This window comes from Corynebacterium sp. (assembly GCF_030532965.1).
In the GTDB taxonomy this organism is placed as follows: Bacteria; Actinomycetota; Actinomycetes; order Mycobacteriales; family Mycobacteriaceae; genus Corynebacterium.
In genome coordinates this window covers 14,425-31,686 of record NZ_JAUNKC010000001.1, presented here as the reverse complement: position 1 = coordinate 31,686, position 17,262 = coordinate 14,425, and the positions used below count along the sequence as shown (strand labels likewise).

Below are 17,262 nucleotides of genomic sequence, written 5' to 3'. Positions count from 1 at the left end.
GAAAACTGTTAAGGACATGGAGTCTGGAAGCTGTGGTATTGTGTTGATCCGGGTGAAACTGGTGATTCCCACAGTGGGGATCCGGTGTGGCCGGTGAGTACTTGTACGTTGCCATCGAAGGCTTTATGTTTGCCTTCAAAGCCACAGGTTATTGCCGTTTTTCGGATTCTTCTTAAGCTACTCGGCTAGTGTCCCGTCTAAACATAAATGGTTCGTCTTCAGTTTGTGCATGCTGTAGCACTTCCGTGAAAGTGGGGCATTTCGCGGAGATTACCATGGGAACTTCGTGGATACAATGAAGCTTATTCAGGGGTCGCGCAAATGCGTCGTGACACTTCATGCAAAATTCAACGCCTGCCTGTGCCTATACCACCAATCAGAGAAACAACGGCCCTACCGAAACCCCAGCACCTGAATAAGCTTCAATAGCTATCCTGGGGCTTGAGAAACGCGTGCATCACGGGCAATAGTAGCAATGCCGGTTGCGTCATATAGCCAGTGTAAAATCATAATTGCTTGCGCCTAATACGAAACGGCACGTTGAAGGGGGTGGTCATGATGCTTACGGTGGGTCTGAAGCCATGCGCTGATCGTGTAGACAATGGAAAGAGGTGTGTTAAATGTGGCACAATAGCGAAGCACGCGGCTTCGGTCGTTACCCTGAGCGTTCTTGGGCGCGGGAATCAATCTGGGGGAGGGCGGAGAACTTGCTTATTGCCTTATGTTTCCTGATCTCGTGTTCGTCCATCGCGCTGGCGATCGCGGTGGGAACCTTCCGATTCTTAGGCACGTAGCATCATGATCCTGTTCATCGACGGCCCGTCCGGCGCCGGAAAAACCACCCTCGCGGCGCGGTTGCACCATAGGTTGCGCCGGAAAATGCCGGACCTCGACGTGGTGCACCTTGATGATTTTTACCCTGGTTGGGATGGGCTGCGTAAGGGGACCGAAATGGTTGCTTATGATGTGCTTTTATCGACCCAGCCAGGCTTTTACCGATGGGATTGGCAAAGCAACCAACCGGGCCAGTGGCATGCGCTTAACAGCGATAATCTCATCATTGAAGGGGCAGGCTGCCTAAGCGTCGCTGGGCTAGCTGCGGCAAGTCGTCGAACCGAGCAGGTGGCGGCGATTATCATTTCCGGCGATGAGCAGCTGCGGAAACAGCGCGCGTTGCGGCGCGATCCAGACTACGCGCCACAGTGGCAGCGGTGGGCGGAGCAGGAACGGCAACACATGCAGACGGTGGGGCAGTTAGTTGCCGAGGCGGACGACGAGTTTTACCAGCTGTGGCTGAGCCCGCGCGAATTCTTCGCAGGTAGCAATGTGCAAAAACCAGGCAGTTTTGTGGGGGACGCGCAGGCGCGTTCCGGTATGCGTGCAAGCCGGATCGTGCTGGGGAATATTATGTATCCACTGTTGTGTATGGATATGGAAACCGCGTCCGCTGCCGTATGCGACGCAGAAATCCTGGCGTGGTTGCACGAGTCCGGAATCATTGGTGCCTACGAATAGGGGAGACCGCTACCTTGGCCGGTGTGAACGATAACCATGGAGGGCGTTGCTTGCTGCGGATTGGTAAGCCATTAGGTTTTTCTCATTGTTGCATTCGGCGGTTGATAGGGCGGGCATGAGGTGTTTTCCGGTTGGAAAATCTGGGGTATGGGGGTGCTGATGTTTACCCCCAATTAACTGCTATTGTGCTGCCGCTGCCGGGGCTTGGAAGTGGGGATAGTGCCAGATAGTGGCGGGTTTTTGCCAGGCGCGTTTGTCGACGACCCCCGATTGTGACCCAATCCAATAAGGGTCGGGTACTCATGGGCTAGATCACAGGATAGTATTCATTGCGAGTATTGGTATTGGGTCAATGCCATACAATAAGTTCCCATTTATATGTTGATGGAGGTCGTTTAATGACTTTTAAGAAGACTATTGCCGTCGGAACGGCGGCGGCTGTGGCACTAAGCCTGGCAGCTTGTTCTTCTGATTCCACCTCTGGCAATGGCGCAGGTTCCGGCGCAACCGATGCCAACTACGTGGTAGTCAATGGCTCCGAGCCGCAGAACCCGCTGATTCCAGCAAACACCAATGAAAACGGTGGCGGCCGTATCCTGGAAACAATTTACTCGGGTCTCGTTTACTACGATGCGGACGGCAAAGTACACAATGAGCTCGCTGAATCCATCGAGCTGGAAGGCGAAAAGACCTACAAGGTCACCCTGAAAGAGGGCAGCACCTTCGCCGATGGCACTCCGCTGAAGGCGGAGCACTTCGTCAACACGTGGAACCACGCAGTGGAAAAGGCACTGCTGTCCAACTACTTCTTCGAGCCAATCCTGGGCTACGAAGAGGGCAAGAAAGAGATGGAAGGCTTGAAGGTTATCGACGATAAGACCTTCACCATCGAATTGACCCAGCCGGAATCCGACTTCCCAACCCGCCTTGGCTACTCCGCCTTCTTCCCACTGCCTGCTGAGGCACTGGAGGATATGGAAAGCTTCGGAGAAAAGCCCAACGGCAATGGCCCATACAAGCTAGTGGAATGGAACCACAACGAATCCGCAGTTTTGGTGCCTAACGAAAAGTACGACGGCCCACGCAAGGCAAAGAACGACGGCCTGAAGTTCGTCTTCTACTCCAACTTCGATGCGGCTTACGCGGATCTGCTCTCCGGAAACCTCGACGTTTTGGACGCAATCCCAGATTCCGCTTTCGCTACCTACGAGTCTGAGCTGGGCGATCGCGCGGTGAACCAGCCATCCGCAGTATTCCAGTCCTTCACCATCCCGGAGAAGCTAGAGCACTTCTCTGGTGAAGAGGGCAAGCTGCGTCGTCAAGCAATCTCCATGGCGATCGACCGCAAGGAAGTCACCGACACCATCTTCCAGGGCACCCGTACCCCGGCAACCGACTTCACCTCGCCGGTTATCCCGGGCCACACCGATCAGCTCAAGGGTGCTTCGGTATTGGAATTCAACCCAGAAAAGGCCAAGGAACTGTGGGCTAAGGCTGACGAGATGTCCAAGTTCACCGGTGAATTCTCCATCTCCTACAACGCCGATGGTGGACACCAGGCGTGGGTCGATGCGGTAGCAAACCAGATTAAGAACAACTTAGGTATCGAAGCGGTGGGCAACCCATACCCAGACTTCAAGTCCCTGCGTGACGACGTCACCAACCGCACCATCGCAGGTGCATTCCGCACCGGATGGCAGGCCGACTACCCGTCGTTGGCGAACTTCCTGGCACCGCTGTATGCAACCAATGCTAGCTCCAACGACGGCGATTACTCCTCCGCGAAATTTGATGAGCTGATCAAGCAGGGCAACGGTGCCAAGACCGTCGAAGAAGGCTTCGCCTCCTTCCTGGAAGCGCAAGAAGTGCTGCTGGAGGACATGCCAGCTATCCCAACCTGGTACTCCAATGTTGTCGGTGGTTCCTCTGAGAATGTCGAAAACGTCATCTTCTCTTGGAAGGGCCAGCCGGAGTATCACGAGATCACCAAGAAGTAGAATCTGCTGGTCAGCTATGATCTTTGCTTAAGAACCCCGTGTGGTTTAGTCACGCGGGGTTCGCTTTCGTGAAGGACATAGTTTCCAAAGCTACATAAGGAACCTAAAGATATGTTGCGCTATGTTGGGCGGCGCTTGCTTCAAATGATCCCCGTTTTCTTTGGGGCGACGCTCTTACTCTACGCCTTGGTATTCCTCATGCCAGGTGACCCGGTGGAAGCCCTCGGTGGCGACCGCGGTCTCACGGATGCGGCACGTGCTCGCATCACGGCGGAATACAATCTGGATAAGCCATTTATCATCCAGTATTTGCTCTATATCAAAGGTGTGTTCACCCTTGATTTTGGTACCACCTTCTCTGGTCGCCCTGTGGCGGAAGCCATGGCGAACGCCTTTCCCGTCACCATCAAGCTGGCGGTGATGGCGCTGATCTTCGAAGCGGTCTTCGGCATGATCTTCGGCGTTATCGCGGGCATTCGCCGGGGCGGTATCTTCGATAGCACGGTCTTGGTCACCTCCCTTATTGTTATCGCGGTGCCCTCCTTCGTCATCGGCTTCGTTTTTCAGTTCTTCATCGGCGTGAAATGGCGACTGCTCCCGGTAACCGTGGGCGCCAATGAAACATTTACCGCATTGCTCATGCCCGCTATCGTTCTCGGCGCATTGTCCTTTGCCTATGTGGTGCGGTTGACGCGCCAATCGGTGAGCGAAAACCTTCAAGCGGATTTCGTTCGCACCGCTCGTGCTAAAGGCATGTCGGGTGGCGCGGTTACCAGGCGGCATGTGTTGCGCAACTCGCTTATCCCGGTCGCGACCTTCTTAGGTTCCGACCTCGGTGCACTCATGGGTGGCGCGATTGTTACCGAAGGTATCTTCGGCATCAACGGTGTGGGTGGCGCGATCTACCAAGCCATTCTTAAAGGCGAGCCAACCACCGTTGTGTCTTTTACCACCGTGCTGGTCATCGTCTATATCATCGCAAACCTGATCGTGGACTTGCTCTACGCCATTCTTGATCCAAGGATTCGCTATGCATAAAGATGAGAAAAAGATGGTGCTTCCGGGCCAGGAACGCTACGTCGCGGAAACAGACGAAACCGGACTCGGTGCAGTAGATGCGGTAGCAGACGAATCCGCCCCCACCAGCGTATGGGGTGAAGCGTGGCGCTATCTGCGCAAGCGGCCACTGTTTTGGGTTTCCGCCGCGTTGATCGTGCTGGCGGTGGCGCTTGCGTTATTCCCGCAATTATTCACCGCAACTGATCCGCGGTTCTGCCAACTGTCCAAATCGCTGGCAGGCTCCGAATCCGGCCACCCGTTCGGCTTCGATCGCCAAGGCTGCGATATTTATGCCCGCATGGTTTACGGGGCCCGGGCGTCGGTATCGGTGGGGCTGCTTACCTCCATCGCGGTCGTCATTATCGGCACCACGATCGGGGCCCTGGCCGGGTATTTCGGCGGGTTCTTAGACGGGCTGCTCTCCCGTATCACGGACGTGTTCTACGCGGTTCCGCTGGTGCTGGCCGCGATCGTCGTCATGCAGGTATTCAAAGAACACCGCACGATCGTGACGGTGGTTATTGTGCTGGCGATGTTCGGTTGGACAAACATCGCCCGCATCACCCGTGGTGCGGTGCTATCGACTAAGAATGAAGAATTCGTCACAGCCGCCCGCGCGGTGGGCGCGTCGAAATGGCAGATCCTCAGTCAGCACATTTTGCCAAATGCGGCGGCACCGATCATCGTGTATGCCACTGTGGCACTGGGAACCTTCATCGTCGCTGAGGCAACCTTATCCTTCCTGGGTATTGGCTTGCCCACCACGATTGTTTCCTGGGGTGGGGATATTGCTAAAGGCCAAGCATCGCTGCGCTCGAATCCCATGGTGTTGTTCTATCCCGCACTAGCCCTCGGCATGACGGTGCTGAGCTTCATCATGATGGGCGACGTTGTCCGCGACGCTCTTGATCCTAAGTCCCGGAAAACCAAATAGAAGGGGAGAAAAAGAAAATGACTGATACGACCCTTCCTACTAACGCGACCTTAAAGCCGCTGCTGGAACTGCAGGATTTAAAAATTTCCTTCTCCTCTTCCACCGGAACGGTCGACGCGGTTCGCGGCGTTAACCTCACCATTTATCCCGGCCAGTCCGTGGCGATCGTGGGCGAATCGGGTTCCGGTAAATCCACCACCGCGATGTCGATTATCGGGTTGCTGCCCGGTACCGGCAAAGTGACTGGTGGCCGGATACTTTTCGACGGCACCGACCTCGCCGCCCTCGACGAGAAACAAATGGTCGAGTACCGGGGCTCCCAGATCGGGCTTGTGCCCCAAGACCCCATGAGTAACCTCAATCCGGTCTGGCGGGTAGGCACCCAGATCAAGGAATCGCTGCGGGCCAATAACATTGTGCCGAAGCCAGAGATGGATGCCCGCGTAGCCACGCTGCTTGAAGAAGCAGGTTTGCCGGACGCTACCAGGCGCGCCAAGCAATACCCGCACGAGTTCTCCGGCGGTATGCGCCAGCGTGCCTTGATCGCGATGGGGTTGGCGGCGCGCCCGAAGCTGCTGATCGCCGACGAACCGACCTCCGCCCTGGACGTGACGGTACAGAAGCGGATTTTGGACCACCTGGATCACCTCACCGCCGAATTGGGAACCGCAGTGCTGTTTATCACCCACGACCTGGGCTTGGCCGCCGAGCGCGCCGAACACCTCGTGGTGATGCACCGGGGCCGGGTGGTGGAATCCGGGCCGAGCCTCGATATTCTGCGTAACCCGCAACACCCGTACACCCAACGATTGGTCAAGGCAGCGCCGTCGCTGGCATCCGCGCGTATCCAGTCGGCTACGGAGAAAGGCATTGAGTCTTCCGAATTGCTCTCGCACGAGCACAACCTGGATGCGGAAGAGATCATCCGGGTGGAAAACCTCACCCGGGTCTTCAATGTGCGGGGCAGCCGGGGCGAAAAGGGCGAGTTCACCGCCGTTGATAACGTCAGTTTCGGCTTGAAAAAAGGCACCACGCTGGCGTTGGTGGGTGAGTCCGGTTCGGGCAAATCCACCGTGGCGAATATGATCTTGAACTTGCTAGACCCCACCAGCGGCAAGGTGTACTACAAGGGAACTGACCTGTCGACGTTAAATGAAAAGCAATTGTTCGACATGCGTCGCAAACTACAGGTGGTCTTCCAAAACCCGTATGGTTCCTTGGACCCGATGTATTCGATCTATCGGTGCATCGAAGAGCCACTTGTGGTGCATAAGGTCGGCAACCGCAAAGAACGCGAGGCGTGGGTGGCTGAGCTACTGGATATGGTGGCTATGCCGCGTTCGGCTATGCGCCGGTACCCCAATGAGCTTTCCGGTGGGCAGCGGCAACGAATCGCGGTGGCTCGTGCCTTGGCGCTGAAACCCGAAGTGGTTGTGCTGGACGAAGCCGTCTCCGCCTTGGACGTGTTGGTGCAGAATCAGATTCTGCAATTGCTGGCGGACCTCCAATCTGAACTCAATTTGAGTTACCTGTTTATCACCCACGATTTGGCGGTGGTGCGCCAGACCGCCGACGAAGTGGCGGTGATGCAGAAAGGCAAATTGGTGGAGCACGGCGAAACCAACGATATTTTCAGCAACGCGCAGCAGGAATACACTCGGGATCTGATCAATTCTGTCCCAGGCTTGGGCATCGAATTGGGGACTAATATTTAACCAGCATTCAGCCGGTTGAGCCTTGCTTTTGGTCGCAATCTACCCATGACAATAATCATGGGAAGATTGTGACCTTTGTTATGTGCACCGACTTGAAAAATCGATTGAGATTAGGGGTATGGAAAAAACAATACGTGATGGTTCCCAACCAGCCGCGGTCTCGGCTTGCGCCCTGGAAAAAACGTTCAAGGGTGGTTCAGTTGTCGCGGTCGCGGGGGTGGACCTAGAGATTCGCCAGAAGGAAGTAGTCGCGGTTCTTGGCAAAAACGGCGCGGGTAAGACCACGCTGATGGATATGGTCGTTGGCCTAACCTCGCCGACAGCGGGAGAAGTATGGATGTTTGGGTTGCCACCCCGCCAGGCGGTAGCCCAAGGCCTGGTGGGTACGATGCTGCAAACCGGCGGGCTTTTGCCTAACGAGACGGTCCGCTCCGTCATCCGCATGATCGCCTCGGTGTATGACAATCCCATGCCGGTGGAACAAGCACTGGAGTTTTGCGATCTCGTCTCGATTGCGGACCGCAAAATCTCGAAGTGCTCCGGTGGCGAACAACAGCGCCTGAAATTGGCGCTGGCGTTGATTGGACAGCCCGCGTTGCTGATCCTCGACGAACCTACGAGCGGCATGGATCCGGCCAGTCGGTCCCGGCTGTGGTCGATGCTGCACCAGATCGCCAAAAACGGCACCACCATTGTGTTTTCCACCCATTATTTGAAAGAAGCAGAGGACTTCGCCCACCGGGTGATCTTGCTGAGCAATGGAAAAGTAGTAGGAGACGGTGCGCCGCATTCGGTTTTCGGAACGGAGGGCCGGGTAACGGTGGAATTTAAGGCTAGCGGTACCGCGGTCGACCTGGAAGCCGTTGAAAAGCACACCGCGGCGCAGTCCCTCACCCAGATTGGGGACACGTACCGGCTGCTAACGAGCGATTCGGACGCGGCGGCGCGGTTTCTGCTAGCCCAACCAGGGGTGTCGAATCTGCGAATTTATGCCACCAGCCTGGACGAAATTTTTGCGGAATTGGAGGGAAGCAATGATTAAGAATCGCGATTACGTTCTCTTATCCATAGCCCGGCCGTTTAAGGATAAGGCAAATGTCTTTTTCTCCATCGGACTTCCGGTCATCATGTACCTGGTGATCGGCGCGGCGCCAGATTACGGCGCTACGCGGCTAAGCCACGGCACCGCCAGCGCCTATATTCTGGTCGGAATAGCGCTTTACGGTGGGGTAACGGCGGCGGTCAGTACCTCCGCGATGTCCGTGGTCGATCATTTTTCCGGCTGGGGTCGGATGCTCGGCACCACGCCACTATCGATGAGCACACACATCATCGCCCAAGCGATAGCTGTTTTGCTCTTTAGCCTGTTTCCGGTGCTGGCGGTATTCATCACCGGCTACCTCACGGGCGCGCAGATCGATGGCATTGGTTGGCTCACCGCGTTCGTCATCACCTGGGCAGTTAGCGTACCGTTCGGTTTCTATGGCCTTATTTGGGCGCAGTTGGTTCCTACCCCGACCACCATCGGTGTGGCCGCAACCACCGTCGTCTTGCTCGGCTTTGCCGGAAACCTGCTGATGCCGCTGTCGAAAACCCTGCTTAATTGGGCGGTCTTTACCCCCATGTTCGGTGCGGCGATGCTCGCCAGGTATCCAGTAGCGGAAAACACCCACGTGCTGGACTCCGGTTTCGACGAATCGATACCCATGTGGATGGCCGGGGTTAATCTGGCGGTATGGTCAGTAATCTTCGTGGTAGTGGCGGTCATCTTATCCAGACGGGATCGAAATCGATGATGAAACCAGGCAGCCGATTCTCCATGGAGGCAGCCGCCTACGCCGGAATTTGGTTGCCGTTTCTGGCAGTCGCGATGTGGGAAACCACCGCGCGGCTGCCGCTACCGGCGATGGTGTATACCGTCGTCGTGTTCTTGTTGTTTTCTGCCAGCTATTTCTTCGCTTGCGGTGCTATTGGGGTGTATCCCGCGCACTGGCGTCGAAGCTGGCAGATAACGTTTTATGCGGTGATTTTATTCGGGTTGATTCTGTGCGTGCTCCCGGTGGTTGGCGCAGCGGCGGTGAGTTTCACGCCCTTCATGACGGCGTATTTTTCCTTCAATCTGAAACCGCGCATCGCCGGGCTATGCGTGGCGCTTACCTCCGCGTTGGCGACGGTTTTCGCGGTGCTGACGAAACCGGAATACATTGAATACTTTCTGGTAATCACCGTTGTATTACCAGGATTGATTTTCGGACTTGCCTTGGTCGATATTTGGTCCGCGAATAAACGCGAACTTACTGCGGAATTACAGTTGGTTCACCAGCGAGAAGCTATAGCCAGGGACGTCCACGACGTTTTAGGCCACACCTTGACCGTGATTAACCTCAAGGCGGAACTGGCTGCTCGTTCCATCGACGTAGACCCGGTACGCGCCCGAGCCGAGATGCAGGAGATCGCCCAGCTTTCGCGTACCGGCTTGGCGGAAGTCCGTTCGACGGTTACCCGAATGCGGCAACCAGATTTCGCCGGTGAGTTGCTTGCTTTTCGACGCGCCCTCGACACCGCGCGGATCGTTCTTAGCGTGCACGACCAGGCCGAATCGCTGGAACCAGCAACCGCAGCAGTTTTCAGTTGGGCGTTACGGGAGGCTGGCACGAATATTGTGCGCCATTCCCAGGCGACCGCAGTCACCGTTGATATTTCGCCGAATCGACTGGTTATCACGGATGATGGAATAGGCTTTCGTGTCCCCGATGCCATAATGGGAGGCGGGCTTTTCGCCCTGGAACAGCGGGTGACGGAATCTGGCGGCACATTCACGATGACGTCTCGCCCCGGTGCCACTCAGCTGGAGGTAGCGTTTGCTACAGCGACGGAAAGACAGGTTGATGATGCGGATTCTGGTAGCTGACGATCAAGCATTAGTGCGGGGCGCATTGGTCGCGCTATTAAACCTGGAACCAGACATGGCGGTGGCGGCCGAAGCAGGAACTGGTTCTGAGGTCGCGCCTCTGGCACAGGAACACCAGATTGATGTTGCATTGGTAGACATTGAAATGCCGGGCATGAGCGGAATCGAGGCGGTGGCGGAATTAAAACGCGCTCGTCCGGCCTGCAAAGCCATCATCGTCACCACCTTTGCGCGGCCCGGTTACCTGCGTAAAGCCTTCGCCGCTGGTGCGGATGGTTTTGTTGTGAAAGACACGCCGCCGGAGCAACTAGCGGAGGCGATTCGGCGGGTGCATTCGGGGCTACGGGTCATCGATCCGATACTGGCAACGGAACTTCTGGCGGTTCCGGAATGCCCTTTAACCGACCGGGAAGTGGACGTGGCGCGCTTAGTTATCAACGGTGCCGATACCGCGACGATCGCGAAGCAGCTACATCTTAGCCAGGGCACGGTTCGCAACCACCAGTCGCATCTCATCGCGAAGACTCAGGCCAGTAATCGCTACGAGGCGGCCCGCATCGCGCGCGATAACGGCTGGTTGTAGGGTAGCGGCACTAAAAACGCCCGTCACCGGTGTGGGGTGACGGGCGATGTGGTAGCCCGAGGTTTTAGCGGCGGATTGAATGCTCTAGCTGGAGCTTGGCATCTGGAAGTAGCGCAGATCGAAGTTGTAGTTAAGCAGCGATTCGATGACGGAGCTGCCGATTACCGGGAACCGAGGATGCGGCACGTAAGTTGGGTGCGCCTTGGAATCAACATTTACGCTTGGCTGATCCGTAATTGGGGTGCGCTGCACGCCAGAATGGCGGCTAATCCAATCCATATGCTCAGTGACCGGAACGTGGAAAGCAACGGTGCCTGGGCCAGCCGCAGCGGACTGAACACCCGCAAGCCGACCGTCGGCGTCGAAAAACGGTCCGCCGGAGTCGCCGAATTCGATGCGGCCGCGCTCAATCTGGGACTCGATGACGGTAACGTCATTCAGCGGTGCTGGCAGGTTGTGCACCCGGCGTTGCACGACGGCATCCGCCATGAGCGCGCCGGTGAATTCGCCGCCGCCCCAGCCGACGACGGTGCCGCGCTCGCCGGGGTGAAGGTTAGAACCGGACAGCTTCGCCGGTGCGGCGTCCGTCGGGCGATCGAGACGAATCAAAGCGATGTCGTCTTTGGGGTGCAGAATCGCCTCGGCGGGGTAGTGCGTTTGTTTCTTGATGACAATGGCGGAGTCACCCTGGTGGATGCAGTGCTTTGCGGTAACGACCCAATCTGGGGCGATGACGGTGCCGGAGCATTGAGCTTTACCGAAGAACAGCAGGGCCAAGGAATCGGTGGACTGGGCTCGGCCGCCCATGATCGCCTCTGCCGGTGCTGGCATAATGCTTGTCGACGCTACCGCGACCGCAACGGCGACAGCAGTTTTCTTCATCCAGTTCAGCATGAGTTATAAAACCTCCGCGATTTTTTCAGTGGGGCGGGCGATAACTGCGCCCTTTTCAGTAACGACAATGGGGCGCTCGATGAGGATGGGGTTAGCCACCATCTTCTCGATGAGTTCATCCTCGGCCATTGACTCACTTAATGCTAATTCCTTATACACCGATTCGCCACTACGAATCGCTTCGTGGGCGGAGACGCCAGCTTGACGGAAAATTTCTTTCAATTCAGTGGCAGTCGGTGGGGTATCAAGATAATTGACGACAGTGACCGCAGCATCCGGTGCGTGGGTTTCGAGGTAGTCAATCGCGGCGCGTGATTTGGAACATCGCGAATTGTGGTAGATGGTAATGGTGCTCATGAAGCGAGAATTAGCTTTCGTAATGCGTCTTAGATGGCGAATGTAATGAAACGACGTCACTCGGATCGTGAAGGCTTTAGGGGGAGTTCCCCAGATTCACATTCAGATTCGGGTGACGCGCATATGCGATATGCAGTTTTAACGTATCAGATGTACCAGGCGTAGGGGCCTAAAGTGATGGAATCAGATTGACTTCCTGAGCCCAATTGATATCGATGCCTTGAGATTTCATCCACTCAGTCGGATTGTCGTTGTGGCGGGTGATTCCTTCAACGGCAGCCAAGGTGGCTTCGATTGCCTTTTCGGCGTCCTCGGCGGAGATCAATCCGGCGGAGGTGGCGGCGGCTAATTCGTCGATGTCGACAACTTCCACGCCGTCGCCAGCATTCCAGATGAGATCGACGTAAAGGTCGCGGGTGGTCCATACGCCGTCTTCGACGGAAATTTCCACGACGTCGATATAGATGTCTTCGCGCTCGGTTACTCCATCGCGGTAGTGGAAGATATTTGCGCGCAAGCCAAGCTCAGGCAGAAGCCAGCTTTCCAGATACCCAAAATTCGGATGATCCGCACCCCGAGCCATATACAGTCCGAAGTCGGTTTCGCGGTAGGTATCGACAGCGCGCAGGAAGCCTTTGGGGTCAACGTTGGTGTTGGCCTTTAGGTCAAAGGTCTCTTCCTTCACCGGATGGAGATCGGTCATTTAGTACACCTCAAAGAAAGCAGCCGTTGGAATAAACGAGCAGTGAGCATTACTTTCTTTTTCTATCGTGTCAATGGCCCCATCCATTACAGCCACAATCGGTCCGCTTCCGGTTTCGGCGACGCCGGACACGGTAGCTGGGCCTTCGGGGTTAATTCCGTTGTAGCCCAAGGCGGTGGTTCCGAACTTTAAGGTCTTCATGTTGAACCAGTGGACCTTCATGTCGGAATGTGCCAGTTTACCGGTGCCGAGTGCGGTGAACAGGAATGAGGTCTCGCCCGGCTTGGCGCCTGGAGCTGGGATTTCGGCAGGGCCGGGAACCGCGATGCCGGAACCGACGGAATCCATGCTGGCATTGATGCACTTGCTGGCAACCGTTGGCCAATAGAATTGCTTGAATCGGGGGCCGTTTTCGGGCAATTGGACATCGGCACTCCCTTTGTCCGATCCCTCGTAGAATGCGACACCTGCGAGAATGGTGGCGCGCAGGTTATCCGGCAACGGGGTGGTGGTTGCGAAATGCCGTGCTTGATCGAGAAGTTGTTGCCGTGGGCGGCCTAATTCGTCGATAGGGGAAAGGTCGCTGAGCTTGAGCACCGGGCCCATCACGCTGGAACCGGAAGACCCGGAAGAACCAGCGGCAGGCGCTGATTGATGATCGGCAGCCGCCGCTAGGGTTGGGCTGGCAATTGAAACGGTAATTGCGGTGATCGCACCGGCGATGCGACTGAGGGTATGGGCGATGCGGTCATTGCGGGTGGACGCATAACGATGTGGTGGCACAGGGCAACCTTTCACATGGGAACCAAAGCAATAAATGAGGAAACGTATTTACCGTACAATATCGATTTCTTTAACATTCACCTCATTAGTCACAGTAATTAACTCAAGTATCAATAATTAACAGGTTTGTTTTGTATGTCAAGGCATTTTCCCAAGAATCCCAAGATCACCTCCGTGTAATTATCAGCAAATTCTCACGTAATTCATTTTTAGTTAAGCTTTTTCTAGCCCGTTTGAGGGGATGTCGCGAAAGAAAGAATCCCGTCTACCCACGTGTTTTCCGCCAACTGGGGCGCTGGGGTGACGCTTCCGCGTCGAGGGGCCATAACGTGTTTAGCGCCTCACTTTTGCCGCAATCTCGACTGCAAGGTGCGCTACCCCCACCTGGTGGAGTAGGGTTGGTACGTTAATTTTTTATGCAGTTTGAGGAGTCACCAGTTTGAGCCGTCCAGAATTTCGCAATGTAGCCATCGTCGCTCACGTAGACCACGGCAAAACCACGCTCGTCAACGCCATGCTAGAACAATCAGGCGTTTTTGGCGACCGTGGTGAAGTTACCGACCGCGTGATGGACTCCGGCGATCTGGAAAAAGAAAAAGGCATCACCATCCTCGCGAAGAACACCGCCATTCGTCGCAAAGGCTTAGGCAAGGACGGCAATGACCTCGTCATTAACGTCATTGACACCCCAGGCCACGCCGATTTCGGCGGTGAGGTCGAACGCGGCCTGTCCATGGTCGACGGCGTTGTCCTGCTTATCGACGCCTCCGAAGGCCCGCTGCCCCAGACCCGTTTCGTCCTGGGCAAGGCACTGGCGGCGAAGATGCCCGTCATTATTGTGGTGAACAAGACCGACCGGCCCGATGCCCGCATCGACGAAGTGGTCGAAGAAGCGCAGGATCTGTTGCTAGAGCTTGCCTCCTCCCTCGACGACCCGGAGGCCGCTGAAGCCGCCGAACAGCTTCTAGATCTTCCGGTTCTGTACGCATCCGGCCGGGAAGGCAAAGCTTCCACTGAGAACCCAGGCAACGGCAACGTTCCGGAGGCCGAAGACCTCCAAGCGCTTTTCGACGTCATCTACGACGCCCTACCGGAGCCTTCTGCTACCGTCGATGCGCCGCTCCAGGCACACGTCACTAACTTAGACTCTTCCTCCTTCTTGGGTCGTATCGCCTTGGTGCGTATCCACGCCGGAACCTTGAAAAAAGGCCAGCAGGTTGCCTGGATTCACTACGACGACGAAGGCAACCAGCACGTCAAGAACGTCAAGATTGCAGAATTGCTCAAGACGGTAGGCGTCTCCCGCGAGTCCACCAATGAGGAAATGATCGCTGGCGATATTGCCGCAATTTCCGGAATCGACAACATCATGATCGGCGATACCCTCGCCGATATTGAAAACCCAGTGGCGCTTCCTCGGATCACGGTGGACGAGCCAGCGATCTCCATGACCATTGGCGTTAATACCTCTCCGCTGGCTGGGCGCGGCGGGGGCGATAAGCTCACCGCCCGCATGGTCAAGGCACGCCTGGATCAGGAACTGATCGGTAACGTCTCTATTCGGGTGCTTCCTACTGAGCGCCCGGACGCGTGGGAAGTACAAGGCCGTGGCGAAATGGCTTTGTCGGTATTGGTGGAAACCATGCGCCGCGAAGGCTTCGAATTGACCGTCGGCAAGCCGCAGGTTGTCACTCACACCGTGGACGGCCAGGTATACGAACCGTACGATCACATGGTTATCGACACTCCAAGTGAGCACCAGGGTGCGGTTACCCAGCTCATGGCGGCCCGTAAGGGACAAATGACCTCTATGGCGAATCTGTCCGGCGACTGGGTTCGGATGGAGTTCGACGTTCCTGCCCGTGGTCTGATCGGTTTTAGGACCACCTTCCTCACCGAAACCCGCGGTGCCGGTATCGCTAACTCCTATTCCATTGAAGCTCGTCCGTGGGCAGGGGAGATCAAGGACCGTGCCTCTGGTTCCTTGGTGGCTGACCGTTCCGGCCAGATCACTGCCTATGCGTTGCAGCAATTGGCTGATCGCGGCAATTTCTTCGTTGAGCCCGGCATGGAAGCCTACGAGGGCATGGTGGTTGGTGCCAATAACCGCGATGAGGATATGGACATCAATATCACCAAGGAGAAGAAACTCACCAACATGCGTTCCGCCACCGCCGACGCCACGGTGACCTTGGCCAAGGCGCACGTGCTAAGCCTGGACGAGGCGATGGAGTTCTGCGGCCAGGACGAGTGCGTGGAAGTCACCCCAGATTCGCTTCGGGTGCGCAAGGTTATTCTGAACGCGACCGACCGGGCTCGCGCTCGGTCCCGGGAAAAGAACCGCAATAAGTAGCAAGCAACACGTGATGGTTGTTTACAACCAACACGAAGCGCCCCCGCAAGGATCTACCTGTCTAGCCATGTGCGACAGCCTTGCGGGGGCGTTTCCTGTGGAGTCGAAATAGTAGCAAAAAACCGCTTGAGCTTGGTCAAGAATTTCGCTTCAGGGTGCGGCGATTTTTGTTACGGTGAGTGCAACCGCCGAATCTGACGGTATTCATTCCCTGATAGAAACTCACACATTTTCCAGTGTGGGGATGGTTTTTCTCGCATGAAGGAGCAACCCTGTGACATCGTTTGATCCTGAGTATGTTCTGCTGGCGGATATGTACCGCGACGGCTACTACCCGGATTTCCTTGTGGATAAAGTAAAGGCTGAACTTGAGAAAGTGATTAGCCTCCTTGAAACGGGGGAGAAGGACACCTCGAAGATCCAGGCGGCGTTTGACGCCATGACCATGGCGATCAACGACCTGGCCGAAGAGTTCGATGAGAACGACAGCGAGATCGAAACGGTTGCGCGCGAATGTATTGCCGAGAACGTAGCTGTCATTCTCGACTGGTTCGAGATCCCCATCGACGTTGAAGACGCTATCGCCGAGCGAGATTGGTAAATTCAGCAACAGGTTAGATTTCAGCGTAAAACTAAACCGGCATGACTCTGTGCTTGCCAACCGCAACCTGATACAGGTTTTTAACCTCAACCTACAACCGTGCGGTGGTTCCGGGCGAAGATGAAAGCACCGGTAGCCACCGCGGTTTAGCGGCGTTTTAGTCCCACTTTTTCAGCCAGCTGTCGCTGAGATAATTCTGCGGGAAATCCACGAAATCTTCATGCAGGCCGCCAATATTGCGCCCGGTTAGTTCGCCGTCGGAATCATGTTCCATCAACGACCATCCGAATGAGTCGTCGCCGATGATGTTATGCGGATCGTCGAGAAGATGGGCGGCAACGTTATACATCATGCCAAGTCCGTAATTACGCAAGTATTCTGTCAACCGTTCCTCGCCGATCTCGGCGGCGATAGCTTCCGTTTCCGCCTCGAAAGCCTCGGCGCGTTCGTCGCCGTCATACTCGCTGCACGAAAGCATGTCGTTGGCTAGGCTTTGATTGTCGGTTACGTCGTAGATCATGCGATAAAGTTCCTTGAGCACGAGGAACCGGGCATGTTGCGGAATTCTAGGTTCCGAAATGCAGCTTAGAGCTTCCTGAATGGGGTTGCGTGCCTCTTGTTGTTCAAAGCGTTGCACCAATTCGTTAAACTTTGCGCGGTCCGTTTCGTCGAACGATTCCAATTGCCGTTTTACCCACGTCCGATCGGATTCGGGTAGTTGATTAAGCAGTTCGTCCATAGCTTTTACCCTCTCTTTTGTCCTTGTGTTGGTTTAGTTCCCTATGGAGTTATACCACTGGTCGGATAGTTCATCGGCAAAACCAAAATACATTTCGTGGAGACAATCGATGGGGTAG

The 17,262-nt window shown here is 55.8% G+C and carries 17 protein-coding genes; 11 read left to right on the top strand and 6 right to left on the bottom strand.

The window, feature by feature from the left end; translation table 11 throughout:
• Nucleotides 1-655: 655 nt before the first annotated feature.
• The gene (locus Q4D85_RS00155; RefSeq protein ID WP_303197367.1) at nt 656-790 is read right to left on the bottom strand and encodes a hypothetical protein; all 135 of its coding nucleotides are present in this window, start codon (nt 788-790) and stop codon (nt 656-658) included.
• An 8-nt stretch (nt 791-798) separates the two neighbouring features.
• Between Q4D85_RS00155 and Q4D85_RS00150 the strand changes: the two genes are divergently transcribed.
• From Q4D85_RS00150 to Q4D85_RS00110, 9 genes are all read left to right on the top strand, one after another.
• On the top strand, nt 799-1,515 hold the full coding sequence (locus Q4D85_RS00150; protein ID WP_303197365.1) for a hypothetical protein: 717 nt from the start codon (nt 799-801) through the stop codon (nt 1,513-1,515).
• A 398-nt stretch (nt 1,516-1,913) separates the two neighbouring features.
• The gene (locus Q4D85_RS00145) at nt 1,914-3,512 is read left to right on the top strand and encodes an ABC transporter substrate-binding protein (RefSeq protein WP_303197364.1); all 1,599 of its coding nucleotides are present in this window, start codon (nt 1,914-1,916) and stop codon (nt 3,510-3,512) included.
• A gap of 111 nt (nt 3,513-3,623) precedes the next feature.
• Entirely contained in the window at nt 3,624-4,550 is a 927-nt protein-coding gene (locus tag Q4D85_RS00140) for an ABC transporter permease (protein WP_303197363.1), read from the top strand.
• The gene (locus Q4D85_RS00135) at nt 4,543-5,505 is read left to right on the top strand and encodes an ABC transporter permease (RefSeq protein ID WP_303197362.1); all 963 of its coding nucleotides are present in this window, start codon (nt 4,543-4,545) and stop codon (nt 5,503-5,505) included. The genes Q4D85_RS00140 and Q4D85_RS00135 overlap by 8 nt, the downstream gene beginning before the upstream one ends.
• Before the next feature lie 17 nt (nt 5,506-5,522).
• Nucleotides 5,523-7,220, top strand: a complete 1,698-nt coding sequence (locus Q4D85_RS00130) for an ABC transporter ATP-binding protein (RefSeq protein ID WP_303197361.1) — start codon at nt 5,523-5,525, stop codon at nt 7,218-7,220.
• Nucleotides 7,221-7,338: 118 nt separating this feature from the next.
• Nucleotides 7,339-8,262, top strand: a complete 924-nt coding sequence (locus Q4D85_RS00125) for an ABC transporter ATP-binding protein (protein ID WP_303197359.1) — start codon at nt 7,339-7,341, stop codon at nt 8,260-8,262.
• A complete protein-coding gene (locus Q4D85_RS00120; protein WP_303197357.1) occupies nt 8,255-9,016 on the top strand; it encodes an ABC transporter permease in 762 nt (253 codons plus the stop codon). Before Q4D85_RS00125 ends, Q4D85_RS00120 begins: the two co-directional genes overlap by 8 nt.
• Nucleotides 9,013-10,131, top strand: a complete 1,119-nt coding sequence (locus Q4D85_RS00115) for a sensor histidine kinase (RefSeq protein ID WP_303197355.1) — start codon at nt 9,013-9,015, stop codon at nt 10,129-10,131. Before Q4D85_RS00120 ends, Q4D85_RS00115 begins: the two co-directional genes overlap by 4 nt.
• Complete coding sequence (locus Q4D85_RS00110; protein WP_303197353.1) at nt 10,109-10,714, top strand: response regulator transcription factor; 606 nt, start codon at nt 10,109-10,111, stop codon at nt 10,712-10,714. Before Q4D85_RS00115 ends, Q4D85_RS00110 begins: the two co-directional genes overlap by 23 nt.
• 84 nt (nt 10,715-10,798) lie before the next feature.
• Here the strand turns inward: Q4D85_RS00110 and Q4D85_RS00105 are convergent, their stop codons facing one another.
• From Q4D85_RS00105 to Q4D85_RS00090, 4 genes are all read right to left on the bottom strand, one after another.
• Entirely contained in the window at nt 10,799-11,596 is a 798-nt protein-coding gene (locus Q4D85_RS00105) for a S1 family peptidase (protein WP_303197351.1), read from the bottom strand.
• A gap of 15 nt (nt 11,597-11,611) precedes the next feature.
• A complete protein-coding gene (gene arsC, locus Q4D85_RS00100; protein WP_303197349.1) occupies nt 11,612-11,965 on the bottom strand; it encodes an arsenate reductase (glutaredoxin) in 354 nt (117 codons plus the stop codon).
• A gap of 169 nt (nt 11,966-12,134) precedes the next feature.
• Nucleotides 12,135-12,668, bottom strand: a complete 534-nt coding sequence (locus Q4D85_RS00095) for a DUF402 domain-containing protein (RefSeq protein WP_303197347.1) — start codon at nt 12,666-12,668, stop codon at nt 12,135-12,137.
• Nucleotides 12,669-13,451, bottom strand: coding sequence for a hypothetical protein (locus Q4D85_RS00090; RefSeq protein ID WP_303197346.1), 783 nt, complete (start codon nt 13,449-13,451; stop codon nt 12,669-12,671).
• A 439-nt stretch (nt 13,452-13,890) separates the two neighbouring features.
• On the opposite strand from Q4D85_RS00090, the gene typA reads away from it, so the two are divergent.
• Nucleotides 13,891-15,804 (top strand): translational GTPase TypA, encoded by a 1,914-nt coding sequence (typA, locus tag Q4D85_RS00085; RefSeq protein WP_303197344.1) that lies wholly within the window; start codon nt 13,891-13,893, stop codon nt 15,802-15,804.
• Nucleotides 15,805-16,078: 274 nt separating this feature from the next.
• On the top strand, nt 16,079-16,405 hold the full coding sequence (locus Q4D85_RS00080) for a DUF5713 family protein (RefSeq protein WP_303197342.1): 327 nt from the start codon (nt 16,079-16,081) through the stop codon (nt 16,403-16,405).
• 157 nt (nt 16,406-16,562) lie between these two features.
• Here the strand turns inward: Q4D85_RS00080 and Q4D85_RS00075 are convergent, their stop codons facing one another.
• Nucleotides 16,563-17,144 carry a hypothetical protein gene (locus Q4D85_RS00075; RefSeq protein ID WP_303197341.1) on the bottom strand — a complete coding sequence of 194 codons (582 nt, stop codon included), beginning with the start codon at nt 17,142-17,144 and terminating at the stop codon, nt 16,563-16,565.
• Between the last annotated feature and the right edge of the window lie 118 nt (nt 17,145-17,262).